This is a genomic window from Mesorhizobium sp. 1B3 (genome assembly GCF_050958605.1).
Taxonomy (GTDB): Bacteria; Pseudomonadota; Alphaproteobacteria; order Rhizobiales; family Rhizobiaceae.
The window spans coordinates 760,373-783,583 of sequence record NZ_JBJHDO010000001.1; the positions used below are offsets into that span (position 1 = coordinate 760,373).

Below are 23,211 nucleotides of genomic sequence, written 5' to 3' on the forward strand. Positions count from 1 at the left end.
CCGTTCGATACAGATCGGGCGCCGACGGCGGGTGCCGCACGACGCCCGAAGCCTGAAAGAACCTTACTTGAACAGCGCCTCGGCGTCGCTGATGGAAAGCTGGCTCGTATAGGAGTAGTAGCCGGGCTTGCCCTCGACCGCCTTGGCGGCCTCGGCGAGATTCTTGCTGTCGATGAACGGGATCGGCAAGTAGAGGGCGTTGCCGTACTGGCCGGCTTTGGCCGGCTCCTTCAGTTCCTTGCCCTGCAGCATGAGCACCGCGACATTGAGAGCGCTGGCCATGACGCCGGGAGGGTTGACCGAGGCGCCGGAATTCAGCTTGTCCTTGGTCCAGAGATCGATGAAGTCCTTGCGGATTTCGCCGGTGGCGGCGATGTCGCCGGTCTTGCCGGCATCGATGATCGACTTCCAGGCGCCCGCGGCCATGCCGTCCTGGACCCAGACGCCGTTGATGTCCGGATAGGTGGCGAGCAGGTTCTGCATGGCCTGCTGGCCCTGCGCCTGATCCCAGTTCGCGTTCACCTCATTGACGATCTTGATGTCGGGATACTGGCCGAAGACTTCCTTGTAGCCGGCGACACGCATTTCATTGGCCGGATGGCCGGCGACGCCGTTGATCGCCACGACATTGCCTTTGCCGCCGAGCGTTTCGGCCAGCCACTTGGCGCCGGCCGCCCCCCAGGCCTTCTGGTCGATGCCGACATAGATCGCGTCGGGCGACGACACTTCGGCGTCGGTCGAGATGACCAGGATGCCGGCTTCCTTGGCCTGTGCGAAAACCGGATCGAAAGCCGTCGGGCTGTTGGGATTGATGATGATCGCGTCGACGCCTTCGTTGATGAAGTTGCGGACATGGGCAATCTGGCCGGGCACGTCGACATTGGCGCTCTGCACCACGACCTCGACATTCTGGCCCTTCTCTTTCCACGCCTCGGCGGCGGCCTTGGCCTCGTCGATCATCTGGGTGCGCCACTCCGAGCCGACCCAGCCGTTCGAGAGCCCGATCTTGAGATCCTTCGCCTCGGCCGAGAACACCGAGATGGCGATTGCCGCCACGGTCGACAGTGCAAGCGCGGTCAATTTTTTCATGAATAAGCCTCCCTGGGACAAATGATGCGCGATGTAAGCCCAAAATGAAATCGATTTCAAGCGGGGTTTTCTGCTTATCCCGTCACGGGCCGAGCGAGAACATTGGCATCCAGACAAAAATCATTGTCGGATCCCGCCGTTCGACCCATACTCCTACCCGCGAAAGTGACCCTTTCGCCAACGAAGAACGGGAGTGAGACATGAAGATTCAAGGCTTTGCGGCCGCTATCGCGCTTACGCTGCTTTCCACCACTGCCTCCTATGCCGTCACCGAGATCTCCTGGTGGCACGCAATGACCGGCGCCAACAACGAGGTGGTCGAGCGGCTTTCAAAGGAATTCAACGAGAGCCAGAGCGACTACAAGGTCGTTCCCGTCTTCAAGGGCACCTATCCCGAGACGCTGAATGCGGGCATCGCCGCGTTCCGCGCCGGCCAGTCTCCCGACATCATCCAGGTCTTCGACGCCGGCACCGGCGTGATGATGGCGGCCGAGCAGGCGATCAAGCCGGTTGCCGAGATTTTGTCGATGGGCGGAACCGCATTCGACAAGAGCAGGTATCTGCCGGGCATCGTGGCCTACTATTCCAAGCCTGACGGCACCATGCTGTCCTTCCCCTACAACTCCTCCTCGCCGATCCTTTATTACAACAAGGACATCTTCCAGAAGGCGGGCCTCGACGTCGACAATCCGCCCAAGACATGGGCGGAGGTCTGGGAAGCGGCGAAGAAGATCAAGTCGAGCGGCGCGGCACCCTGCGGCTTTACCTCGACCTGGCTCACCTGGATCCATACCGAGAACTATGCGGCGTGGAACAATATATCCTACGGTACCAACGAGAACGGCATCGCGGGCACCGATGTCGAGTTGAAGATCAATTCGCCACTTTTCGTGAAGCACTTCCAGGAACTGGCGGATCTCGCCAAGGACGGGACATTCAAATATGGCGGCCGTACATCCGAGGCCAAGCAGGTCTTCCTCGCCGGTGAATGCGGCATCTTCACCGAATCCTCCGGCGGCCTTGGCGATATCGTGAAATCGGGCATGAACTACGGAACAGGCTCGTTGCCCTACGAATCCGAGGCACAGGGTGCCCCGCAGAACACCATTCCCGGCGGCGCGAGCCTCTGGGTCTTTGCCGGCAAGTCGGACGAACAGTACAAGGGCGTCGCCGCCTTCTTCGACTTCCTGTCGCAGACGGAGGTCCAGGCCAAGCTCCATCAGGTGTCCGGCTACCTGCCGGTGACGATGGAAGCCTATGAGGCAACGAAGAAGTCCGGCTTTTATGAAAAGAACCCGGCCCGCGAGATTCCGATCAAGCAGATGATGGGCAAGGAGCCCACAGAGAATTCCAAGGGCGTGCGTCTCGTCAACCTCCCGCAGGTGCGGGACATCCAGAACGAGGAATATGAGAAGATGCTGGCCGGGCAACAGACGGCCCAGCAGGCTCTCGACAATGCGGTCTCGCGCGGCAACGCCGCGATCAAGGAAGCGCTCGCCAACTGACGTTTTCCGTTCGGTCGGCCTGGTTCCCCGCTTTTGCCTATTGCGGGGACCTCAGGTCCAAACTCTCTCCCCTAAGCGAGGCGTTCTTCGAGTGGCCGCCTCGCCATAGGAGCCCTGCTTGTCGCCACGCGTCGTCTTCCCGAACAAGCTGCTGCCTTACCTGCTGCTGGCGCCCCAATTGGCGATCACGCTGGTGTTCTTCTACTGGCCGGCGAGCCAGGCGCTCTACCAGTCGCTCCTGAAGGAAGATCCCTTCGGGCTGAAGACCCGCTTCGTCTGGTTCGCCAATTTCTCCAAGGTGCTGTCGGATCCGAATTACCTGAACTCGGTGAATGTCACGATCGTCTTTTCGGTGGCGACGGCGGCTCTGGCCATGAGCGTGGCGCTGCTGCTGGCCGTCATGGCCGACAAGGTGATCCGCGGCCGCGGCATATACCGTACCCTGATGATCTGGCCTTATGCCGTCGCGCCGGCGATCGCGGGCATGTTGTGGCTCTTCCTGTTCAATCCTTCGATCGGCTCGCTGGCTTACGGCCTGCGCTTGCTCGGCGTCTCATGGGATCCGCTGCTCAATGGTCCGCAAGCGATGACGCTCGTGGTGGCAGCCGCGGCCTGGAAGCAGATCAGCTACAATTTTCTGTTCTTCGTCGCCGGCCTGCAAGCCGTCCCGAAGACGCTGATCGAGGCCGCCGCGATCGACGGCGCCGGCCCGACCAAGCGTTTCTGGACCATCGTGTTCCCGCTGCTGGCGCCGACCACCTTCTTCCTGCTCGTCGTCAACACGGTTTACGCCTTCTTCGATACGTTCGGCATTATCCATGCCGTCACCGGCGGCGGTCCGGGCAAGGCGACGGAGACCCTGGTCTACAAGGTTTACAATGACGGCTTCGTCAATCTGATCCTCGGCGATTCCGCTGCGCAGTCGGTGATCCTCATGGCCATCGTGATCGCGCTCACCGCGATCCAGTTCCGGTATGTGGAAAAGAAGGTGCACTATGGCTGACCGGCTGCCGCATCGCCAACGAAGCGTGGCGCCATGATCGAGAACACTCCGATCCGGACCGCGATCGCGCATCTCGTGCTGGTGCTGGGCGTGCTGATCGTGGCTTTTCCGATCTACTACACCTTCGTCGCCTCGACGCAGTCGCTGCAGACCATATTGCGCCCGCCGCTGCCGCTTCTGCCGGGGGACCGGTTCGTCGAGAACTATTCGATGGCGCTGTTCGGAGGCATCGGACGTATCGGCGGGGTGAGCGTTGGGACGCTGCTCTTCAACACCGTTGTGGTGGCGCTGGCGATTGCCGTCGGCAAGATCGTCATCTCGATCCTGTCGGCCTACGCCATCGTCTTCTTCCGATTCCCCTTCCGCATGGCCTTCTTCTGGTTGATCTTCATCACGCTGATGCTGCCAGTGGAAGTGCGCATCCTGCCGACCTACAAGGTTATGGTCGATTTCGGGCTTATCGATACCTATACAGGGCTGACGCTGCCATTGATGGCGTCCGCCACCGCGACGCTGCTTTTCCGGCAGTTCTTCCTCACTATTCCCGGAGAGCTGGTCGAGGCGGCGCGCGTCGACGGGGCTGGGCCGTTCCGTTTCTTCAAGGATATCCTGTTGCCGCTCTCGAGGACCAACATCGCGGCGCTGTTCGTCATCCTCTTCATCTATGGCTGGACGCAATATCTGTGGCCGCTGCTCGTGACCAACCGCAACGACATGAATACGATCGTCATTGCGCTTCGCAAGATGATCTCCTTCGCCGATGCCGATACGGAGTGGCATCTGGTCATGGTCACCTGCATGCTGGCCATCGTCCCGCCTATCCTGGTGGTGGTCCTGATGCAGCGCTGGTTCGTGCGCGGCCTTGTCGAAACGGAGAAATGATCGCGTGGCGACCGTCGAGCTGAAGGATGTGAGGAAGGTCTATCATGGCGGCGTCGAGGCGGTGAAAGGTGTCTCGATCGCCATTCCCGACCGGGCGCTCTGCGTGCTCGTCGGGCCCTCGGGCTGCGGCAAGTCCACGCTGCTGCGCATGATTGCGGGGCTGGAGTCCATCACGACTGGCAGCGTGGCGATCGACGGGGCGGTGGTCAATACAATCGGGCCGGCAGAGCGGGACATCGCCATGGTGTTCCAGAACTACGCGCTTTATCCCCACATGAATGTCTACGACAATATGGCCTATGGCCTGCGCAACCGCGGCACGCCCAGGGACGAAATCGACCGGCGGGTGCGCGAGACGGCGAAGACGCTGGAGCTTGCGCACTTGCTGGAACGCCGGCCGCGCGAACTCTCCGGTGGCCAGCGGCAGCGCGTGGCCATGGGAAGAGCGATCGTGCGCAATCCCAAGGTCTATCTCTTCGACGAGCCGCTCTCCAATCTGGACGCCAAGCTGCGCGGCCAGATGCGCGTCGAGATCCGTAACCTGCAGCGGTCGCTGGGCGTCACCAGCGTCTATGTCACGCACGACCAGCTCGAGGCGATGACGCTGGCCGATACGCTGGTGGTCATGAATGCCGGCCTTGTCGAACAGGCCGGCGCGCCGCTCGACGTCTACGAAAAACCGGCCTCGACCTTCGTCGCTTCCTTTATCGGAGCCCCTCCGATGAACCTCCTTCCCCTGGATCGGCTCGAAAAGGCGAATGCCCGGCAGGCTGCCGCAACGATCGGTTTCCGGCCGGAAGACGCGGAGGTCGACGCGGCCTCCGCCGGTAACGGCTTGGCCCTCGATGCCACGGTGGAGGGCATCGAACCGGTCGGCGCCGAGAGTTTCCTCTATTGCGGCACGCCGGGCGGCCGGATCGTATTGCGGGTTCCCGGACGCGCGGCGGCGCAGCCCGGCGATCGTCTCCATGTTTCCGTGGACGCGTCGAAACTCCATTGGTTCGATGAAGGGGGAAAGCGGATCTGATGCCCATCGTCGTCACTGAAACAGCGTAGACGAATCCCTGTGCGGGATTTAGCGTCCCCTTACGGGCGCATTCGCGGAGCGATGATGGAGAAGAGTCTCCTCAGATATACCTGGGTCCATAGCAGGGCCCTGCAGATTTGGATCTTCGTGGTCGTCGTGGCCTCGATGCCGATCTATTATTATTCGCTTTACCTGCCCAAGATGATCGTCAACGGCCCTATCCAGGGCAACGGTTTCGGCGCGCCGACCGATACCCAGACCTTCCTCCAGATCAGGGTGCCCTTCTCGGAAGGCCTGACAGGCGCACCCATTGTCCTTTTCCAGGGCTTCGAACTGGATCGCACGGGCATGCTGGCGGCGTTATGTGCCCTTTATACCTTGCTTCTGGTCATCAACGGCTGGTCCAAGCTCTACATCAACACCTACAAGGGAAAGTCCGGCGAGCGCGTGCTGCGCCGCATGCGCTACGAAATGTTCGATCGCGTGCTGCGGTTTCCTGTCTGGCGGGCCAGGCAGGTGAAACCTTCCGAGGTCGCCGGCATCATCAAGGACGAGGTCGATCCGCTTTCCGAATTCATCGGCGACGCGTTCTCGGCCCCACTGTTCCTCGCTGGCCAGGCGCTGACCGCGCTTATCTTCCTCTTCGCCCAGAACGAGCTCTTCGGCATCCTGACGCTTGCCGTCATCGCCTTGCAGGTGTGGATCATCCCCCGGCTCAGACGCAGGCTGCTCGAACTCGGCAGGGAACGGCAGTTGACGGCGCGCGCCATGGCCGGGCGGATCGGCGAAGTCGTTCAGGGGATAGACGACGTGCACCTCAACGACACGTCCAACCTTGCGCGCGCTGACCTGTCCAACAGGCTGAGCACCATCTTCTTCATCCGGCTCGAGCTGTTCAAACGCAAGTTCTCGGTGAAGTTCCTGAACAATCTTATGATGCAGCTCCTGTCGGTCGTGTACTACGTGATCGGCGGCTACTTCGTGATTACGGGACGGATGGATCTTGGCGCGCTGGTCGCCTCGATCGCCGCCTACAAGGATCTTCCGACACCGGTCAAGGGGCTGATCGATTGGGACCAGCAACGGTTGATGGCCCAACAGCGTTATGTTCATGCCATCGAAGATTTCGCCCCGGACGATCTCATGCCGGCGAAGCTGCAGGATCCCGAAATACCCGCCGAGCGGATAGAAAAGATCGATATCCGCAATCTCGCCTATCAGGACGAAGGTAGCTCCGTCCGCCTCGAAGATGTTTCAGCGAAGATATCGGTGGGAGAGAACCTTGCCCTGGTGTCCGAGCCGCCACAAGGCGCCACGATGCTGCTGGAACTGTGCGGACGCCTGATCGGCCCGCCGAGCGGTCAGATCCTTATTGACGGAGAGGATCTGAGATACATTCCGGAAGCGGTCGTCGGGCGCGGCATAGGCTATGTAGACAGCGGCGTTTTCCTTCCTGGCGGTACCATCGAGGAATGTCTGCTCGAGGTCTTGAAGAACCGGCCGATCGGCCCGAGCTCGCGTGTCAGAACCGAGATTGAGGTGTCGGAAGCACGGCTTTCCGGCAACTCCGAATTCGACTTTTTGGACGACTGGGTGGATCGCGATCGAATTTCGGCGTCGACCGACGCCGCACTGCTCGATCACATCCAGCGCACGACGCGGATTGCCGGCCTGCGGGCGGATATCAATGAGATCGGGCTGAACAGCCGTATGCGGGCGGACGATGTCGAGCGTGTTCAGCCGGTGATCGCCAAGGCGCGCAACCTTCTTCAGGAAAAGCTTGCCGGCGCGGGGCTGGAGCGTCTGGTCGAGCCCTTCGATGTCGCGCGCTACAATGCGCAAGCCTCCGTCGCGGAGAACATCCTGTTCGGCATGCCGGTCGACCCGGCCTTCGCTCCACAGGCCCTGGCCGGCAATCCGGTGGTCGCAGGCATCCTGCAGGAGGCCGGTCTGCGCGATCGGCTGCTCGGCCTCGGACTCGAAACCGCGCGCATGTTCACCGAAATGTTCGCCGATCTCTCCGCGGCCAGCCCGCTGTTCGGCCAAGCCGGCATGACGCCCGAGCGCATCGCACGCTTCCGCGAGATCGTCACACGGTCGGAGAGGGGCGGCATTGATGCGCTGGACGACGAAGACAAGGGTGAACTCATCGCATTGTCGATGAGCTATGTCGAGCCGCGTTATCGTTTCGGTCTCCTCGACGACGACCTGAAGCAGAAGATCCTGGAAGCGCGCAACCGCCTGCATGATACACTGGCCAGGTTTCCCGAGACCAAGGTCATCTTCAACGACTTCGAAACCTACAATCCGTCGATGACGATCGTCGACAACATCCTGTTCGGCCGCATCGAGACCAATCTGGTCGGCGGCCGCACGCGCATCATGGCTGCGGTCACGGAGGTGCTGACCGAGCTCGGTCTTTCCGAAACGGCTTTCAGGGCGGGCCTTGCCTTCGACGTCGGCGTTGGCGGACGAGCGCTCTCCGAGGCGCAGCGCCAGAAGCTTCGGCTGGCGCGCGCGCTCATGAAGAAACCCGATTTCCTGGTGCTCAACCGCGCCTGCGCGGCCCTGCCGGTCGCCGAGCAGCGGTCGATCCTGCAGGCCGTGCTCGATGAAGCCGAGGACAGCACGGGTGGACGCCCTGGCGTCCTGTGCGCCCCGGCCGAACGCAGCCATGCGATGCTGTTCAATAGTGCGCTGTTCCTCGAATACGGACGTGTTTCGGGCGACGGTTCACCGAAAAACCTTGTGGAAACCAATGCGCAATTCGCTAAGCTCGTCTCAGGCTAGGGGCCTGTCGACAGGCTCTAACGTTCTGGCAGGTCTCGAATGACATCGCTCAATGAAGAAGTGACATTGCTACGGTCCGTCCCGTTCTTCTCCTCGATGGAGGACGGAAAGCTCAAGCTGCTCGCCTACACCTCCGAGAAGCAGGGCTTCGAGGATGGAGAGGTGGTTTTCAGGCAAGGCTCGGCCGGAGGCGACGCCTATTTCATCCTGCAGGGCGCTGCCGATGTACTCACCGAAGCCAATGGTCATGAGCTGATCGTCGCGCATCTGCCGCAGCATTCGCTGTTTGGCGAGATTTCAGCTTTTTGCGAAGTGCCGCGCACCGCAACCGTCCGGGCGAGCGGCGATCTCGTTGCGCTGCGCATCCGCAAGGACCACTTCCTGGAACTGATCGCGGAGACCCCCACCGCTGCCCTGCAAATCATCCGTGTTCTGGCGGAGCGCCTTGCCAACACGACGAGCGATCTGACGGCTGCATTGGAGTCGAGGAAACCGCATTGAGCGGCTTTAGCCGATGCGGTTCACCAGGACTATGTAGATCATCAGCGTATAGGTCAGCTGATGCAACAACTGGTCCGCTCCATGGGCGGCCCAGAAAGAAGCCTTCGCGATATCCGGAGGCCGCCGGCACGACCAGTTGGCCTTTCCATAGTCGATAAGATAGTGGGCTACTGCCTCACCCGCGATAAGCAGGACTGTCAGGGAAAGCGGAACGCCGGCCAGGAGCAGGATCAGCAGGGTTCCGGCAGCATGGATGGCGACATGCACATAGCCGCCAGGCTTGGAGAACGAAGCCTTTTCCATGATCATCTTGTGCGTCTGCAACAGATAATCCGCGACGAAGTGCTTGATCTGGAAGCCGGTCAGGAGAAGTAGCAGATAGAGCGCCATAACCCATCATAGATATTTTAGCGGAATGGGAAACAGTCCAGAATCGTGGGCGCGCGCCGCGTTGACAACACCGGGAGTGCGACGCCTCCGCGCACCGGTGTCGAACGCGTTCTGTCACCATGATGCTTTCAAGGGATGGATTTCGATTTTCGGTCCGGTGCGGTCGGTGTATCGTGGCCGCCCCTGATCTCGGAGGCGATGCCATGAGCGACGCGAAGGATCTGTTTCCCATCCTGCAGCGATCCGCCGATCCGGCCGCGGTCGCGGCGATCGAGCGGCTGATCGCGGAGGCGCCCGACCACCACTTGTGCCGCATCAATGCCTTGGCATTCGCTGCAAGGAACGGTCTCGACGAAGAGGACGTCCTCGCCGCTATGCTGCACGCCGCGCATCTCGGCCTGTTCGACATCTCTTGGAACGTGCTTTGCCCGGGATGCGGGGGCGTGCTCGACTCCAACGCAACTCTGAAGACCGTGAAGAAGGAACAATATGTCTGCGCGCTCTGCGCGGCGGGCTACGAGCCGACGCTCGACGAGATGGTCGAAGTCACCTTCACGGTCGACCCGCGTATCCGCAAGATCGGAGCACACAATCCGCACGAACTGCCGCCGGCCGAGTATTTCCGTCAGATCTATTGGGGGTCGGGGGTAGACTTACCCGACGAAGGCTTTGCCGAACTGCTCGATGATTTCATGCTGGAAACCATCGAACTCCCACCGGGGGAAAAGGCGATCCTTTCGATCCAGCTTCCGGCCGAGTTCGTCATCGTCTTCGAGCCGGTGACTCATGCCGTGCAGTTCCTCGACGTGAGAGGGGAGCCCACGCGCGAGCGGCAGAGCCTGTCGATCGTTATCGACCGCGAGCATACGCTGAACCAGACGCTGGAGATGCATCCGGGGCCGCTTCGGATCTCCTTCGAGAACAGAACGGATACGCGCACCTTGCCGTCGGTCTGCGTCGCCGCGGAGGCGCTCCACGAGATGCTTGCCAAGCGGCGGCCCTTCCTCACCGCCAAACGGCTGCTGACCAACCAGACCTTCCGCGATCTCTATCGGACCGACACGCTGGACGTCGACCAGCGCCTCAAGATCACCAGCCTCACCTTCCTTTTCACCGACCTGCGAGGTTCGACCGAGCTCTACGAGCGGGTTGGCGATCTCGCTGCCTTCGATCTCGTCCGCGCTCATTTCCGCGTGTTGAACGAGATTGTCGCATCCGAGGCCGGCGCCGTGGTCAAGACCATCGGCGATGCCGTCATGGCGACTTTCCCCACACCCGACCGCGCGGTAGCGGCAGCATTGCGCATGCGCGAAGCAATGCGCGAGCTCAACCGGGAGCGCGGCGGCGAGGACCTTCTCCTGAAGATCGGCATCCACGAGGGCCCCTGCATCGCCGTTTCGATGAACGAGCGGCAGGACTATTTCGGCCAAACCGTCAACATCGCCTCGCGCGTCCAGGGCCTCGCCAATTCGCAATCGATCTATGCCACGGATGCGGTCGTGGAAGATACGCGAGCGGCCGAAGTGCTGGAGGCGGCGAAGCTGGCTCCGGTCTCGCAGGGAGCCATGCTGCGGGGCGTTGCGAGTGAGGTCGCGCTCTACGTGATCCCGTAATGCTATGGCCTCGGCGGGGCCGTCATTTGAGATGGCAGCCCGGACGGCGCTTGCCCGCGAGATACTCGTCGATGATCTGCCGGTAGTGCGTCCCGCCGAAACTCGGAAAGTGTCCGCCGTGTACGATCGACGGCTGGACGATGCGCATGCGTTCCAGCGTCGCGACGTAATCGTCCAGCACGGAGTGGTAGGCGTCGTCGATCAGCGGTCCGTCATAGATGATGTCGCCAGAAAGCAGCGTGCCTGTCTTCTTCTCTAAAAGCGCTATGCCGCCCGGCGAGTGGCCGGGCGTATGGATCACCTCGAAAGCGCGGTCGCCCAGATCGATCACGTCGCCATCCCCTAGGATTCGGCCGGCGGGCGCGGGTTGGACATGGTAACGCGACGTGTCCCACCCCCAGGGCAGGGCATCGAACATCTCTTCGGTCGCGTAGCGGTCGGCCAGCGTCCATTCGTTGCGCGGGTCCGCTAGAATGTGCGCCTCCGCCGCATGCACGCAGCGGTCGGGGAATTCGTGATGACACCCGATGTGGTCGAAATGCGTATGGCTCGCAACACAGACCAGTTGGCGCTCGCTCACCAGCGCCACATGCCGGCTGAGGCTTACATGGCCGAGGCCGCTGTCGAACAGGAGATCCCGGTCGCGCCCTCGGACATGCCAGATGTTGCAGCGGAAGAAAGGCTTTATCCACGGCTCGTGGATGAGCGTCACGTCATCCGCCATCCTCAGTGTCTCATACCAGGATCGGTGTTCGACGACGGGAAGCTTCGGCATGGATCAATCCCTCAGCACGATGAGATCGGTCGGGAGGCAGTGCAGGGGAACCCGTTCGCCTTGATGTACCGCTGCGTGAGCGGGCAGCTTGGCGATGAATTCGATCGATGGATCGCGTGATGACCTCGCCAGCACACGTTTGAAGCTCCCCTGGAAGACCACCGATCCGATATCGGCTTCACCGAGATCGAAACCAATGCCCTGGCCGATCTTGACATGCTCCGGTCTGACGGCCAGCCAGATGTCCGAGCCGATCGGCGCATTCCCCGGCAGCATGGTCGTTCCCAGCCTGGTCTGCACTCCGATCCTGCCACCGCCGCTGTCCGACACCCTTCCTGGGAAAAGGGTGCTCTCGCCCATGAAGGTGGCGGCGAAGCGCGTTGCCGGACGGGAATAGACCCGTTCTGGAGCACCGCTGTCTTCGATGCGGCCGTCGTTCATGACGACGCAGTGGTCGGCCAGCGCCATGGCTTCTTCCTGGTCGTGAGTGACGTGAACGAAGGCCGTCCCGACACGTTTTTGGAGCGCCTTCAATTCGTCTTGCATCTGGCGGCGCAGCTTGAGGTCGAGTGCGCCGAGCGGCTCGTCGAGCAGCAGAACGGCCGGTTCGACGACCAGCGCGCGGGCTAAGGCCACGCGTTGCCGCTGCCCGCCCGAAAGTTGGTGCGGCTTCTTGTTGAAGATCTCCGCCAAGCCGACCAGCGCCAGGGCATCCTGGGCGCGGGCCTTTCGCGCGGCCCTGCCGATACCGCGCATGCGCAGCCCGAAGGCTACGTTGTTGCCGACGCTCATATGCGGGAAGAGCGCGTAGTCCTGGAAAACGGTGGTCGTCGGGCGTTTGGCCGGCGTCGTCGTGGTGCAATCCTGGCCGCTGATGAGAACCTTGCCCCGGCTTGGGGTGATGAAGCCGCCGAGCACGGACAAAAGCGTGGTTTTGCCGGAGCCCGATGGGCCGAGAAGGACCGTGTAGCTGCCGGCCTCGATGCCGAGCGAAATATTCTTGAGCACTGGCAGATGACCGAAGCTGTGCGAGACGTCGCAGATGTCGACGAGCGCGCTCATGCTCGCCTCTTGCGGAACAGGATGAATTCCAGGGCGAAGGCCATCGCGATCGAGACGGCAAAGACCAGCGACCCGACCGCGTTGGTCTTGGGGTTGAGACCCGCGCGCAAAAGGTTCCAGATCTCGACGGGCAAGGTTGTGTCAAAACGGGTGAGCAGGAAGGAGATCACGAACTCGTCCCAGGAGAATGTCATGGAAAGGAAGAAGCTGGCGAAGATCGCAGGCACCATCACCGGCACCGTGACCAGCGTCAGTACCTTCCATTCGGGGGCGCCAAGGTCGCGCGCGGCCCGCTCTATGTTGATCTGATGGTCGCCCATCTGGCTGTAGATGATTGCGAAGCAGAGCGGCAGGTTGATGACGACGTGGCCGATTCCCGCAGCCCAGAGCGATTTCGGCACTCCCGTCCAGTTGAACAGGATCAGCAGGCCCATGCCGATGACGAGGTAGCTCACCGTCAGCGGCAGGGTCAGCAGGGCGCGCAACCAGGCGGACCCCGGCAGATGGAAACGGGCGAATCCCCAGGCGGCGAGGAAGCCCAGAATGGTGGCGACAAGGGAGGAGAGGACGGCGACCAGGACCGAGTTGCCGAGCGCGGCGACGAGGCGCGTGTCCGAAATCACGGCCGCATACCAGCGCAGCGACGGTCCGGTGAAAGGCGGAATCGGGAAGGACGTCGATTGCAGGGAAAAGAGCGCCAGCACGACAACCGGCAGGAAGATGAAGGCGTAGATGAAAAGCGCGTAGGCAACGATCAGGATTTTCGGGGCCGCGCGCATGATCACGCCCGCTCGATCTTCAGCCAGCGCGCGCAGGCGAGATAGGCAACGGTGACCACCGCCATGAGGATGATTGCGAGCGCGGAGGCCAGCGGAAAGTCACCGCGCCGACCGATCTGCATCATGATGAGTTGCGGCATCAGGAGCTCGTTGTTGCCCCCGAGGATCTGCGGCGTGATGTAGTCGCCGATGGCGAGCACGAAGGTCAAGAAAGCTCCGACCATGATGCCGGGAAGGGTGAGCGGCAGGACGACATGCAGGAAAGTCCGTACCGGTCCCGCTCCCAGATCGGCCGCCGCCTTGTGGTAGCTAGGGCTGAGCTGTTTCAGATTCGCGAAGATGGTGAGTGTCAGGAGCATGACGAAGAAATGGACGAAGCCGGTGACGGTCGCGAACCTCGTATTGGCGAGTTGGAGCGGATCGGCGAAGAGGCCGGTCGCCATCAGGGTCCGGTTGACGATTCCGTTTTCGGCAAGCACCAGCAGCCAGCTGTAGGAGCGCACGACGTAGGAGGTCCAGAACGGCAGCACGGCCAGCACAAGCGCCAACCGCTGGAATCGGTGGGGCACGATCTCGGCCAGTATCCAGGCGAAGGGGTAGGCCAGGAGGATCGAGACCACCGTCACGATTCCGGTCACCTCGAGCGAGTTCACGAGGGCCTTCCAATAGGATGGATTGGCGAAGAAGCCCGTGTAGTTGGCCAGGGTGAAGCCAGCGCCTTCCTGCGTGGTCAGGCTTATCGCGGCCATCGCGATGAAAGGCAAAACGAAAAATAGCAACGTCCAGCCGAGCGCCGGCGTGACCAGCGCCCAGGGCATTATGCGCTCAGAAGGCGGAGCAGTGCTCACGTACGAAATATCTACTGCGCCTGCAGCATTTCGGTCCACAGATCCTGGAACTTCTTGTCGAGATCGGCTTTCGGTGCAGGGTAGGGCTGCGCGCGGGCGAGGAACTGCGGCTGTTCGTCGAAACGCAAAGTCTTCTTTTGTTCGTCGGTCAGGGCCGCCTTGCTGTTCGACGGCATGCCCCAGTAGCAGGAGGAGGTGGCGAGCCGCGCCTGGCCTTCCGGGCTCAGCACATACTGGATGAATTTGAGCGCGAGATCCTTGTTCTTGCTGTCCTTGAACATGGCCAGGGATTGGGACCACAGCACAGCCCCTTCCTGGGGGATCGAGAAGTCGAGCGCCGGGTTTTCCCTGGCCAATCCGGCGGTCACCCATTCGCCGCCGCCGACCAGGATGTCGACCTCGCCGGTGGCGAGCGCGGTCTGGCTGGCCGTCACTTCGCCGACGAGCTTGGCGTTCGCCTTCATCTTGAGCAGGATGTCCTTGATAACGGGAAGATCGGCCTCCGTCAGATCGGCGGTCTTCTTGCCGGCGGCCAGCGCGGCCATCCCGATTACGGGCAGGTAGTAGTCGTAGATCGCGATCCGGCCCTTGTATTTGTCGCCGGTCAGCGCCGCCATCGACTGCATGTCCGCCGGGTCGACCTTTTCCTTGTTGAAGCCGATCGTGTTGTATCCGAACTTCTCGGTGATCGCGTAGCGCTTGCCGTCGACGACCGTCGAGGCGTCCATCTTCACCTCGGGGAAAAGATCGGCGAACGGCAGCTTGTCTTCCGGCAACGGTTCGAACAGCCCTTTCTCCACGCCGCGCGGCACGTCGATGGAATCGATCACCATCACGTCCCAATCGCCTGGCTGCGACTGTTCCACAAGTGCGAGGCCGGCCCCCGTGCCTTCGAACTCCTTGACATTGACCTTCACGCCATTGGCTTCCTCGAAGGGCTGAAGCAGGGCCGGGTCGGCGTGATCGCACCAGATCAGCGCGTTGAGCTCTTGGGCAAAGGCGCCGCCGCCCATCATGAGCGCGAGGCCGCTCGCCGTGGCCAGGCAGCAGATGCGCCTTGCGACTGTCGAAATCAGAGTCGTCGTCATCGAGTGTTCTCCCCTGCCTTTTCCGGCTCGTTACGAAAAAATTGAACCAATTCCAAAATTGAGTCAATTCCGATTTCGTGCCACATACGCCCCCATGAGCGGATTGCGAGCCAAGCACAAGGCGGATCGACAACGGCGCATCTTGGAGGCCGCGACGGCGCTGTTTCGCGACGTTGGCTATGAGGGAGCCAAGATCGAGGCCATCGCCGCGCGGGCCGAGGTATCTGTCGGCACGATCTACAACTACTACCGGAACAAGGGCGACGTCCTCGTCGCCATCGTGTCGATGGAGGTCAATGAGGTGCTGAATGCCGGGCGGGGCGTGGTCGCGCAGCCGCCGGCCGATGTCGGCGACGCGATCGATACACTCATCGGCATCTACATCGAGCACTCGTTGATCTATCTCGACAAAGGGATGTGGCGGCAGGCCATGGCCACGTCCACGCAGCAGCCGGACAGTCCCTTCGGCCAGACCTACGGGGAACTCGACCGGGCGCTGACGGACCAAATCTGCGCTCTGATCGCCCGTTTGCAGGAGTTGGGCCTTGTCCGCGCCGACATAGACGGGCACTCGGTGGGCGAACTCGTCTTCAACAACATGAACATGATGTTCATCGAATTCGTGAAGCGCGAAGATGCCGGCACGCCCCAACTTCGCGCCGCCATCCGGCGCCAGAACCGGATCCTGGTCGAGGCCATCGGAAAGGCTGACAGATATGCCCTCCAGGGTTGACCTGAAGTCGTCGCTCGTTCATGCGGACGAAAGTCCATCAGGAAGGGGCTTCGCTTTGACCATCACCATGTACGGCATCAAGAATTGCGACACCGTCAAGAAGGCGCGCGTCTGGCTCGAGGGCAGGGGGATCGGATATAATTTCCACGACTACCGGGTGGATGGGCTGGATGCCCCGACTCTCGCCCGCTGGCGTGATGCGCTGGGCTGGGAGAAGCTCCTGAACAAGTCGAGCGCTACGTTCCGCGATCTGCCGGCGGCAGACAAGGAGGGCCTGGACGCCGACAAGGCGACGGGCTTGATGCTGGCGCACCCGACCATGATCAAGCGGCCGGTGCTCGATGTCGATGGCCGCTTCATGGTGGGCTTCAAGCCGGATCTCTACGAAAAATTCGTCGAGGAGGCATAAGGGGCGTTCCGCCGGCTATGCCACGGGCGTTGATCTTTGACCGGTCGCGAGTTGCCCCTCACTGTCCTGCCGGACATCTCTCCCCGCGAATTCGCGGGGAGAGAGACGACGGCCGCTTGACTTTCGCCAATCGCCAACGGCCGTGATTGGCGAAAGCGAAGACGACATCGGTCTTCTCCCCGTCCTTGACGGGGAGAAGGTGCCGGCAGGCGGATGAGGGGCTTGCCCGAACGGTCAATCTTTTGGCCGTAGGTATTACACCCATTCCCCACCGCGCATGACAGGCTCGCGGCGGCCGTCCTTGTGAATACCGTCGACGTCGATCCTGTCGGAACCGATCATCCAGTCGATATGGATGAAGCTCTTGTTGCCGCCCCGCGCCGCAATCTCCTCCGGCGAGAGCGAGGCGCCGTCGACGAAGCACTTCGAATAGCACTGGCCGAGCGCGATATGGCTGGAGGCGTTCTCGTCGAAGAGCGTGTTGAAGAACAGGAGGCCGCTCTTCGAGATCGGCGAAGAATTCGGCACGAGTGCCACTTCGCCGAGCCGCCTTGCGCCCTCGTCCGTATCGAGAACCCTGTTCAGCACTTCCTCGCCACGTGTCGCCTTGGCCGAAACGATGCGGCCGGCTTCGAAGCGCACCGCGATGCCCTCGATTAGCGTGCCCTGGTGCGACAACGGCTTGGTGCTGGTCACATGTCCTTCGACCCGCAGGGCGTGCGGGGTGGTGAAAACCTCCTCGGTGGGGATGTTGGGATTGCAGGTGATGCCGTTCTTGGCGACCGAAGCACCTCCGTGCCATTCGTGGCCATCAGCGAGGCCAACCGTCAGATCTGTCCCGGGTCCGCTGAAATGCAGGGCATGGAATGCCTTGTCGTTGAGCCAGGCAGTTCGCTGGGCGAGTGCCGCATTGTGCTCTTTCCAGGCCGCGACGGGATCGTCCAAATCGACGCGGGACGCGGAGAAGATCGCATCCGCGAGCTTGGCCACCGCAACATCGTCCTCCTCACCGGGGAAGACCTGCTTCGCCCAGGAGGGAGTGGGATAGGCGACGATGTTCCAGTTGATGTCGAAGCCGGCAATTTTCTCCAGCGCGGGCTGGTATGCGATGGAATTCGCCTTGTTGGCGCGCGCCACCTTGGCCGGATCCTCTCCGGACAAAAGCATCGGATTGTCGCCGACGATGGCGAGCCGCGCCGCGCCCCCTTCAAAGGCCTTTGCCATGCCCTCGTAAAGCCAGCCGGAAGCGCGGTCGAAACTCGCGTCCGGTCCGAAACGGTAGCGGGCGAGAGTAAGCTCCTCGTCGGAGAAGAATGGGGTGACCAGACCGGCTCCGGCCCTGTAGGCGTGTTCGGCAATGCGGCGCACAAGGGGCAGTGCGGCCACCGGAGCGGTCATGATCAAGTCTTGGCCGGCCTGGAGCTGCAGCCCGACTTTGACTGCCACCTCTGCCAGCCTGTCGAGCTTCACGGGATCGATGGAAGCGGAAACACCGCGCGGATGTGAGGTCATGATCCTGCCTGCCTGAACGATTGAAGTGCGGTTCATAGATAGACGCGAGACCGCCGCGCGTCCATTCGCACGGACAAGGGATATTCTACACCTGGGTCGTCCCGCCGCTTGCTACCGCATCGGAATTTCTGTTGCGTACCGTGGTCGATCCGAAGCGTGCCATGGTCTCCTCGATCTCCTCGCGGATCCACGCCTTGAAGTTCCGCACGTTCCGGCTCTCCTGCCGGTCGGCGGACGTGACCAGCCAGTAGCCGAGGCCGCTTTGCGCTCGCACGCCGAATGGGGCAATGAGGCGGCCATCGGCCAACGCGTCCGCCGCCAGCAATTGCCAAGCCAGCATGACGCCGTGACCGGCGATCACCGATTCGAGGCAAAGCAGGGGGTCGGTGAAGCGTGCGCCCGACTGCATCGGCACGGGCGGCACGCCTGCCGCCTCGAACCAGCTGTCCCAGGTGATCATCGCGTTCTCGTCCTCGATCGCCCAGGACGTGGCAAGGTCCCTGATCTCCCTCAGCTTCGCCCCAATCGAAGGAGCGCAGACCGGGAAGATCTCCTGGGCGAGCAGCAATTCGGCGCGCATGCCCGGCCAATTGCCGCTGCCGAGACGGATAGCGACCTCGACATCGGATCGGTCGAGATCGACAAGTCCAGCCGTGGCGTCGATGCGCAGCCTGACACCGGGGTGTCGGGCGAAGTGACGCGAAAGGCGAGCGAGCAACCATTTCGAGGCGAAGGCCGGGGCCACAGAGATAACGAGCGTATCGGATCTTTCGGTCTCGGCTAGCGCGATCGCCTGGGCCAGTTCGCGGAAGCCCGCGGACAGGCGGGCCGAGAACAGGCGCCCGAAATCGGTCGGAACGAGGCCGCCACGAGTGCGCTCGAAGAGCGGCCGGCCGAGCCGCTTCTCCGTGCGCTGGACCTGCTGGCTCACTGCGCTTGCCGAAACGCCCAGTTCTGCCGCTGCGGCTTGCAGCGAACCGCGACGCGCGACGGCTTCGACGACGCGCAATCCATTGAGGTGAAAGGCGTTCAGGCTTCTCATTTTAGATATTCTAAAGGCGGGACCCGCAATTTCTTGATTGAGAACGTATTTTCAAAAGAGGAAGGTAAGGCAGCTCTCAGCCATTGAGGAGATTGAAAATGAAGATTTTCTCAGTTGTCTTGGAAGCGCTCCGCACCGACGCCCCGGTTCCATCGGAAGAGGAAAAGGCAGCCTGGCTGCGCGATCCCCTGTCCCATCCGGCTTTGGAAACCATGACGAGCCGCGAGCTGGCCGACCTGCCGTTCAGTCGCGGGCTCGCATCGCGGAGCTTTGCGCCGCAGCATTGCTGCAGGTGAGCCGGCTGCCGCACGCAGTGGCTGGACCAGACGAACGGTCGTGCTGTGCTGCATTGCATCATTGCCGGGACACCCTATGGTCGGGCAATGACCTGCCCGGCCTCGCCCTTCCGCCTCGCGCTCGGCGGCCTGATCGCCATGGCTGTCGCCATGGGCATTGGCCGTTTCGTCTACACGCCGATTCTTCCGGGCATGATGGAGGAAATCGGGCTTTCCGCGTCGGACGCCGGGGTGATCGCCTCGGCCAACTTTCTCGGCTATCTGCTCGGTGCCTTGGTTGCGGCGGGTGCCTGGGCTGGCGGTCATGAACGCCGGATCATGCTGGCTGGGCTGGCGGCCAGTGCCGCTCTCGCCGCGCTGATGGGCCTCACCACGGATCTGACGGCCTTTGTCATTATCCGCTTCTTTGCCGGTATCGCCAGCGCCTTTGCGATGATCTTCGCCTCGACCGTCGTCTTCAGCCACCTTGCGGTGGCGGGTCGCGCGGATCTCCAGGCGGTGCATTTTTCCGGCGTCGGATGGGGCATTGCCATTTCGTCGCTGACGATCGGCGCGCTGGTATTTGTAGGAGCGGCTTGGCCGGCTGGCTGGTTGTGGTCCGGCGTCCTTTCCCTGATCGGTTTCATGGCCGTCCTGCCGCTCATAGATCGCGGCCCCGCGATGGCGGGCATCGGGCTGCGCGAGGCGCCTCTGCCAAAAGACCGGGCCCTGATGAAAATGATCCTGGCCTACGGCATGTTTGGCTTCGGCTACATCGTGACGGCCACCTTCCTGATCGCCATAGTGCGGGAAGGGGAAGGCGGCCGCTTGCTCGAAGCGTGCGTGTGGTTGGCGACCGGACTTGCCGGCATTCCCTCCGTCCATTTCTGGAACGTGTTCGTGAAGCGCTGGAGCCTTACGGCCGCCTATGCGGCAGCCTGCTGCGTCGAGGCGTTTGGCGTTCTCATAAGCGTCGGGTTTGGTGGCGTGGCAGGGCCGCTGCTCGGAGGCGTTCTGCTCGGCGGCACCTTCATCGCCATCACGGCAATCGGGCTCCAGGCCGGCAGGCTTCTCGCGCCGCAAGCGCCGCGCCGCACCTTCGCTCTCATGACAGCCTCCTTCGGTGTAGGGCAGATCCTGGGACCGATCGTCGCCGGCATCGCCGCGGACAGGACCGGAAGCTTTTTCGTCCCTTCCCTCGGTGCGGCCGCAGTGCTGCTGCTCTCGGCCGCCATTGCCTGGTCGGCCAATTCGCGGGCCAGATCCGGCTAAAGCACGTCTTCCGAAAATGTTCAGCGGTTTCGGGAAAAAGACAGTGCGTTAATCAAGACGCTTCAGCGCGTTGCGTGAACCTTTTTTCACGCAACGCGCTGGAGCGGCGCGCAGGCGTCGCGATCAAGTGTCGTTCCCTTTCGACACGAAGTATGACCTTATGCGCCGAGTCAGTCCGCTGCTGAACCGACCGCAAAAAGGGACCTGCAGACGTGTTCGTATCCTTCTTCCCGAAGCCGAAGCTCTTCTTCATTTCCGCGGCCCTGTGGAGCCTCGCGGGTGTGCTCTTCTGGTTCTTCGTTGGAGAGCGCCTCGGGGCTTATTTCGGCATGCCGCCGGCACCGGCGGGCGAGCCTCCGATCTTGGGGATTCCGATCTTCTGGTCGAAGCCCTTCCTGTGGTTCTATATCTACTTCGCTTTCCTGGTGGGAGCGTTCTACGCATTCTGGGCGCTCTATTCTCCCCATCCCTGGCAGAACTGGTCGATCCTCGGATCGTCGGCGATCCTGTTCTCGACCTATGCGTCGGTGCAGCTTTACGTCGCCCTCAACACTTGGCGCGGCCCATTCTTCGACCTGTTCCAGAGGGCCATTTCCACCCCCGGATCCGTATCTCCAGGCGAACTTTATAGCCTGCTCGGGGTCTTCGCGGGGATTGCGTTCACGTCTATTGCGAATTTCGTTATCACGCGCTTTTTCGTGAGCCACTACATCTTCCGCTGGCGCACGGCGATGAACGATTACTACATGGCCAATTGGGCCAAGCTCCGGCATATCGAGGGCGCGTCGCAGCGTGTACAGGAAGACACGATGCGTTTCTCAACCACGGTAGAAGGGCTAGGCGTGCAGCTCGTCGACGCCTTGATGACGTTGATCGCCTTCTTGCCGCTGCTCGCGCAGTTGTCGAGCCACGTCACTGTCCTGCCCATCGTCGGCGAGATTCCTTATTCGCTCGTGTTCGCCGCGATCTTCTGGTCCGTTTTCGGAACGGTGCTGCTCGTCGTCGCAGGCATCAAGCTGCCCGGGCTAGAGTTCAAGAACCAGCGTGTGGAGGCAGCCTACCGTAAGGAACTCGTCTATGGTGAAGACGATGCCGATCGGGCGCAGCCGCCGACCGTGGCGGAGCTGTTCGCCAATGTTCGGCGCAACTACTTCAACCTTTATTTTCACTACGCCTATTTCAATATCGTCCGGTCGGGCTACCTTCAGGCCGATGCGATATTCGCCAACCTGATCCTCATCCCCACCATCGCGGCGGGCAAGATCACATTGGGCGTCTGGCAGCAGATCGCCACGGCCTTCAGCCAGGTCAGTTCGTCCTTCCAGTATCTCGTAATGTCCTGGCCGACGATCGTCGAGCTCCTCTCTATCTTCAAGCGCCTGCGTGCGTTCGAAGCCACGCTCGAGGGAGCGCCGCTGCCGGATCTCGACCGGCATTACATCGAACGGCAGCGGGCAGGCCTGCCGGCGGAAGACCAGGCGGTGAGCTAACCGCCGAGACCGGCTGCAGGTGCCGCGCCCGTCGAGGGCGCGGCGCGCTTGAGATAATCGAGATAGCTGACGCAGGCGACGTTCGGGCGCCTGCAGACATCCTCTGCGAAGCGCTCGAGCGCGCGCCAATAGGCGCCGTCATTCATCAGCGTGAAATGGAAGCCGAGCTGAAGGGGAATTCGTTTCCCTGCATATTGAGCTTCGAAGGCGGCGAGGAAGGCCTTGTATGTGCGGTTCTCGAACACGGCATCCTTGTCGGCCTTCTCCGTGCCGCCGGAATGGCGGACGAAGAGGTTGTAGTCCATCGCAATGACCTTGCGCTCCGATGGGCCTTCGGGGATTTGCGGCAGCGCGAAATGCATCATGCCGCCATTCTCCTTTGGCTCGGCTGGTCCACGCGAAACGCCGCTGGCGTCGTAAGTGAAACCGCGATTGGCGAGCGCCGCGAAGAGAGCCTTGTTCGTCGACAGATAGGGCGCGCGGAAACCATGGATTGCGCCGGTCGCGAAAGCTTTCCAGCCTTCCGGTTCCCCGCTTATGCCATTGATCGTGTAGGCGTCGCGCAGAATCATGGAAAAGGCGTCGAACTCCCTGTCCCAATCCGCTCTGCTCCATTCCTTGCCGTCGAAATGGCCGCAGCCGTGGCTGGCGATCTCGTGGCCCTCGGCATGTGCGTTCCAGATCTCGGCGAGGCGGTCGGCAACCTCCCGCGTCGTGGCGGCGAACCCGACATTCGATCTTCCGGCGGCCCTGCCGGGCGCTTGGTAGTCGCGGCGCGTCTCGGGCGACAGCAGAAATACACAGGACAGAAAGTAGGTGAAGGTGGCGCCGGTGTTCTGCGCAAGCACCCGGCTGCGCCGCCATTGCGCAAGGTCGTGGGCTCCATCGAAGGAAATGATCACATACTGCGTAGGCTCAACGGGCCGAGCAAACGCGATGGGGGACAGTGAAAGCAAGGCGCAGACGACGGCAAGAACGCGGGAGGCAATATTCATGGGGACCGGATTTGCAGGGCGGGAAACGATCGGGACCTAATGCCCGAATGTGGCGAGATTGGATTCGAGGGATGCGATGCCGGCTGCTCATAGGCAATCGCGGGGCGGGACGATAGGATGGGTCGACTGTT

Annotated in this window: 22 protein-coding genes; 12 read left to right on the forward strand and 10 right to left on the reverse strand. The window is 61.9% G+C overall.

Annotated elements, in window-relative coordinates:
• Nucleotides 1–63: 63 nt before the first annotated feature.
• A complete protein-coding gene (locus ACCO56_RS03585; protein WP_433637679.1) occupies nt 64–1,089 on the reverse strand; it encodes an ABC transporter substrate-binding protein in 1,026 nt (341 codons plus the stop codon).
• 200 nt (nt 1,090–1,289) lie between these two features.
• On the opposite strand from ACCO56_RS03585, the gene ugpB reads away from it, so the two are divergent.
• The 6 genes from ugpB (at nt 1,290) to ACCO56_RS03615 (ending at nt 8,797) form a co-directional block, all read left to right on the forward strand.
• A complete protein-coding gene (gene ugpB, locus ACCO56_RS03590; RefSeq protein WP_433637682.1) occupies nt 1,290–2,594 on the forward strand; it encodes a sn-glycerol-3-phosphate ABC transporter substrate-binding protein UgpB in 1,305 nt (434 codons plus the stop codon).
• Between the two features lie 118 nt (nt 2,595–2,712).
• Nucleotides 2,713–3,597 (forward strand): sn-glycerol-3-phosphate ABC transporter permease UgpA, encoded by an 885-nt coding sequence (gene ugpA, locus ACCO56_RS03595; RefSeq protein ID WP_433637683.1) that lies wholly within the window; start codon nt 2,713–2,715, stop codon nt 3,595–3,597.
• 33 nt (nt 3,598–3,630) lie between these two features.
• Nucleotides 3,631–4,479: a sn-glycerol-3-phosphate ABC transporter permease UgpE gene (gene ugpE, locus ACCO56_RS03600; RefSeq protein WP_433637684.1), complete on the forward strand. Its 849-nt coding sequence runs from the start codon at nt 3,631–3,633 to the stop codon at nt 4,477–4,479.
• Between the two features lie 4 nt (nt 4,480–4,483).
• The gene (gene ugpC, locus ACCO56_RS03605; RefSeq protein ID WP_433637685.1) at nt 4,484–5,506 is read left to right on the forward strand and encodes a sn-glycerol-3-phosphate ABC transporter ATP-binding protein UgpC; all 1,023 of its coding nucleotides are present in this window, start codon (nt 4,484–4,486) and stop codon (nt 5,504–5,506) included.
• An 81-nt stretch (nt 5,507–5,587) separates the two neighbouring features.
• A complete protein-coding gene (locus tag ACCO56_RS03610) occupies nt 5,588–8,296 on the forward strand; it encodes an ATP-binding cassette domain-containing protein (RefSeq protein WP_433637687.1) in 2,709 nt (902 codons plus the stop codon).
• 39 nt (nt 8,297–8,335) lie between these two features.
• Entirely contained in the window at nt 8,336–8,797 is a 462-nt protein-coding gene (locus tag ACCO56_RS03615) for a cyclic nucleotide-binding domain-containing protein (RefSeq protein WP_433637690.1), read from the forward strand.
• 6 nt (nt 8,798–8,803) lie between these two features.
• Here ACCO56_RS03615 and ACCO56_RS03620 read toward each other — a convergent pair whose 3' ends face one another.
• Nucleotides 8,804–9,187 (reverse strand): DUF3307 domain-containing protein, encoded by a 384-nt coding sequence (locus tag ACCO56_RS03620; RefSeq protein ID WP_433637691.1) that lies wholly within the window; start codon nt 9,185–9,187, stop codon nt 8,804–8,806.
• A gap of 203 nt (nt 9,188–9,390) precedes the next feature.
• On the opposite strand from ACCO56_RS03620, the gene ACCO56_RS03625 reads away from it, so the two are divergent.
• Nucleotides 9,391–10,800 carry an adenylate/guanylate cyclase domain-containing protein gene (locus ACCO56_RS03625; protein WP_433637693.1) on the forward strand — a complete coding sequence of 470 codons (1,410 nt, stop codon included), beginning with the start codon at nt 9,391–9,393 and terminating at the stop codon, nt 10,798–10,800.
• Nucleotides 10,801–10,822: 22 nt separating this feature from the next.
• Here the strand turns inward: ACCO56_RS03625 and ACCO56_RS03630 are convergent, their stop codons facing one another.
• Genes ACCO56_RS03630 through ACCO56_RS03650 form a run of 5 tightly spaced genes read right to left on the reverse strand, consistent with a single transcriptional unit; the run spans nt 10,823 to nt 15,352 of the window.
• Nucleotides 10,823–11,575, reverse strand: a complete 753-nt coding sequence (locus ACCO56_RS03630) for an MBL fold metallo-hydrolase (protein ID WP_433637695.1) — start codon at nt 11,573–11,575, stop codon at nt 10,823–10,825.
• 3 nt (nt 11,576–11,578) lie between these two features.
• Complete coding sequence (locus ACCO56_RS03635) at nt 11,579–12,637, reverse strand: ABC transporter ATP-binding protein (RefSeq protein WP_433637697.1); 1,059 nt, start codon at nt 12,635–12,637, stop codon at nt 11,579–11,581.
• Nucleotides 12,634–13,416: an ABC transporter permease gene (locus tag ACCO56_RS03640; protein WP_433637699.1), complete on the reverse strand. Its 783-nt coding sequence runs from the start codon at nt 13,414–13,416 to the stop codon at nt 12,634–12,636. The genes ACCO56_RS03635 and ACCO56_RS03640 overlap by 4 nt, the downstream gene beginning before the upstream one ends.
• A 2-nt stretch (nt 13,417–13,418) precedes the next feature.
• Nucleotides 13,419–14,234 (reverse strand): ABC transporter permease, encoded by an 816-nt coding sequence (locus ACCO56_RS03645; protein ID WP_433637701.1) that lies wholly within the window; start codon nt 14,232–14,234, stop codon nt 13,419–13,421.
• A gap of 41 nt (nt 14,235–14,275) precedes the next feature.
• The gene (locus ACCO56_RS03650; RefSeq protein ID WP_433637704.1) at nt 14,276–15,352 is read right to left on the reverse strand and encodes a polyamine ABC transporter substrate-binding protein; all 1,077 of its coding nucleotides are present in this window, start codon (nt 15,350–15,352) and stop codon (nt 14,276–14,278) included.
• Between the two features lie 94 nt (nt 15,353–15,446).
• Between ACCO56_RS03650 and ACCO56_RS03655 the strand changes: the two genes are divergently transcribed.
• Nucleotides 15,447–16,085 (forward strand): TetR/AcrR family transcriptional regulator, encoded by a 639-nt coding sequence (locus ACCO56_RS03655; protein WP_433637706.1) that lies wholly within the window; start codon nt 15,447–15,449, stop codon nt 16,083–16,085.
• A gap of 55 nt (nt 16,086–16,140) precedes the next feature.
• A complete protein-coding gene (locus tag ACCO56_RS03660) occupies nt 16,141–16,494 on the forward strand; it encodes an ArsC family reductase (RefSeq protein WP_433637707.1) in 354 nt (117 codons plus the stop codon).
• A gap of 255 nt (nt 16,495–16,749) precedes the next feature.
• Here the strand turns inward: ACCO56_RS03660 and ACCO56_RS03665 are convergent, their stop codons facing one another.
• Together ACCO56_RS03665 and ACCO56_RS03670 are read right to left on the reverse strand one after the other, a co-directional pair.
• Nucleotides 16,750–18,006, reverse strand: coding sequence for an aminopeptidase (locus ACCO56_RS03665; RefSeq protein WP_433637710.1), 1,257 nt, complete (start codon nt 18,004–18,006; stop codon nt 16,750–16,752).
• 85 nt (nt 18,007–18,091) lie between these two features.
• A complete protein-coding gene (locus ACCO56_RS03670; RefSeq protein WP_433637712.1) occupies nt 18,092–19,048 on the reverse strand; it encodes a LysR substrate-binding domain-containing protein in 957 nt (318 codons plus the stop codon).
• A gap of 98 nt (nt 19,049–19,146) precedes the next feature.
• Between ACCO56_RS03670 and ACCO56_RS03675 the strand changes: the two genes are divergently transcribed.
• The 3 genes from ACCO56_RS03675 (at nt 19,147) to sbmA (ending at nt 22,085) form a co-directional block, all read left to right on the forward strand.
• Nucleotides 19,147–19,344, forward strand: coding sequence for a hypothetical protein (locus ACCO56_RS03675; protein ID WP_433637713.1), 198 nt, complete (start codon nt 19,147–19,149; stop codon nt 19,342–19,344).
• A gap of 87 nt (nt 19,345–19,431) precedes the next feature.
• Nucleotides 19,432–20,595 (forward strand): YbfB/YjiJ family MFS transporter, encoded by a 1,164-nt coding sequence (locus ACCO56_RS03680; RefSeq protein WP_433637715.1) that lies wholly within the window; start codon nt 19,432–19,434, stop codon nt 20,593–20,595.
• 212 nt (nt 20,596–20,807) lie between these two features.
• Nucleotides 20,808–22,085 (forward strand): peptide antibiotic transporter SbmA, encoded by a 1,278-nt coding sequence (gene sbmA / locus ACCO56_RS03685; protein ID WP_433637716.1) that lies wholly within the window; start codon nt 20,808–20,810, stop codon nt 22,083–22,085.
• On the opposite strand, the gene ACCO56_RS03690 is transcribed toward sbmA, so the two are convergent.
• Nucleotides 22,082–23,080, reverse strand: coding sequence for a polysaccharide deacetylase (locus ACCO56_RS03690; protein ID WP_433637717.1), 999 nt, complete (start codon nt 23,078–23,080; stop codon nt 22,082–22,084). The two genes, sbmA and ACCO56_RS03690, sit on opposite strands and share 4 nt — an antisense overlap.
• Nucleotides 23,081–23,211: the final 131 nt, after the last annotated feature.

Excerpts from the sequence above, each read along its gene's own strand:
- ACCO56_RS03585 (WP_433637679.1), bottom strand. The coding sequence starts at position 1,089 with ATGAAAAAATTGACCGCGCTTGCACTGTCGACCGTGGCGGCAATCGCC.
- ugpB (WP_433637682.1), top strand. The coding sequence starts at position 1,290 with ATGAAGATTCAAGGCTTTGCGGCCGCTATCGCGCTTACGCTGCTTTCC.
- ugpE (WP_433637684.1), top strand. The coding sequence starts at position 3,631 with ATGATCGAGAACACTCCGATCCGGACCGCGATCGCGCATCTCGTGCTG.
- ACCO56_RS03610 (WP_433637687.1), top strand. The coding sequence starts at position 5,588 with ATGATGGAGAAGAGTCTCCTCAGATATACCTGGGTCCATAGCAGGGCC.
- ACCO56_RS03615 (WP_433637690.1), top strand. The coding sequence starts at position 8,336 with ATGACATCGCTCAATGAAGAAGTGACATTGCTACGGTCCGTCCCGTTC.
- ACCO56_RS03620 (WP_433637691.1), bottom strand. The coding sequence starts at position 9,187 with ATGGCGCTCTATCTGCTACTTCTCCTGACCGGCTTCCAGATCAAGCAC.
- ACCO56_RS03625 (WP_433637693.1), top strand. The coding sequence starts at position 9,391 with ATGAGCGACGCGAAGGATCTGTTTCCCATCCTGCAGCGATCCGCCGAT.
- ACCO56_RS03630 (WP_433637695.1), bottom strand. The coding sequence starts at position 11,575 with ATGCCGAAGCTTCCCGTCGTCGAACACCGATCCTGGTATGAGACACTG.
- ACCO56_RS03635 (WP_433637697.1), bottom strand. The coding sequence starts at position 12,637 with ATGAGCGCGCTCGTCGACATCTGCGACGTCTCGCACAGCTTCGGTCAT.
- ACCO56_RS03640 (WP_433637699.1), bottom strand. The coding sequence starts at position 13,416 with ATGCGCGCGGCCCCGAAAATCCTGATCGTTGCCTACGCGCTTTTCATC.
- ACCO56_RS03645 (WP_433637701.1), bottom strand. The coding sequence starts at position 14,234 with ATGCCCTGGGCGCTGGTCACGCCGGCGCTCGGCTGGACGTTGCTATTT.
- ACCO56_RS03650 (WP_433637704.1), bottom strand. The coding sequence starts at position 15,352 with ATGACGACGACTCTGATTTCGACAGTCGCAAGGCGCATCTGCTGCCTG.
- ACCO56_RS03655 (WP_433637706.1), top strand. The coding sequence starts at position 15,447 with ATGAGCGGATTGCGAGCCAAGCACAAGGCGGATCGACAACGGCGCATC.
- ACCO56_RS03665 (WP_433637710.1), bottom strand. The coding sequence starts at position 18,006 with ATGACCTCACATCCGCGCGGTGTTTCCGCTTCCATCGATCCCGTGAAG.
- ACCO56_RS03670 (WP_433637712.1), bottom strand. The coding sequence starts at position 19,048 with ATGAGAAGCCTGAACGCCTTTCACCTCAATGGATTGCGCGTCGTCGAA.
- ACCO56_RS03675 (WP_433637713.1), top strand. The coding sequence starts at position 19,147 with ATGAAGATTTTCTCAGTTGTCTTGGAAGCGCTCCGCACCGACGCCCCG.
- ACCO56_RS03680 (WP_433637715.1), top strand. The coding sequence starts at position 19,432 with ATGACCTGCCCGGCCTCGCCCTTCCGCCTCGCGCTCGGCGGCCTGATC.
- ACCO56_RS03690 (WP_433637717.1), bottom strand. The coding sequence starts at position 23,080 with ATGAATATTGCCTCCCGCGTTCTTGCCGTCGTCTGCGCCTTGCTTTCA.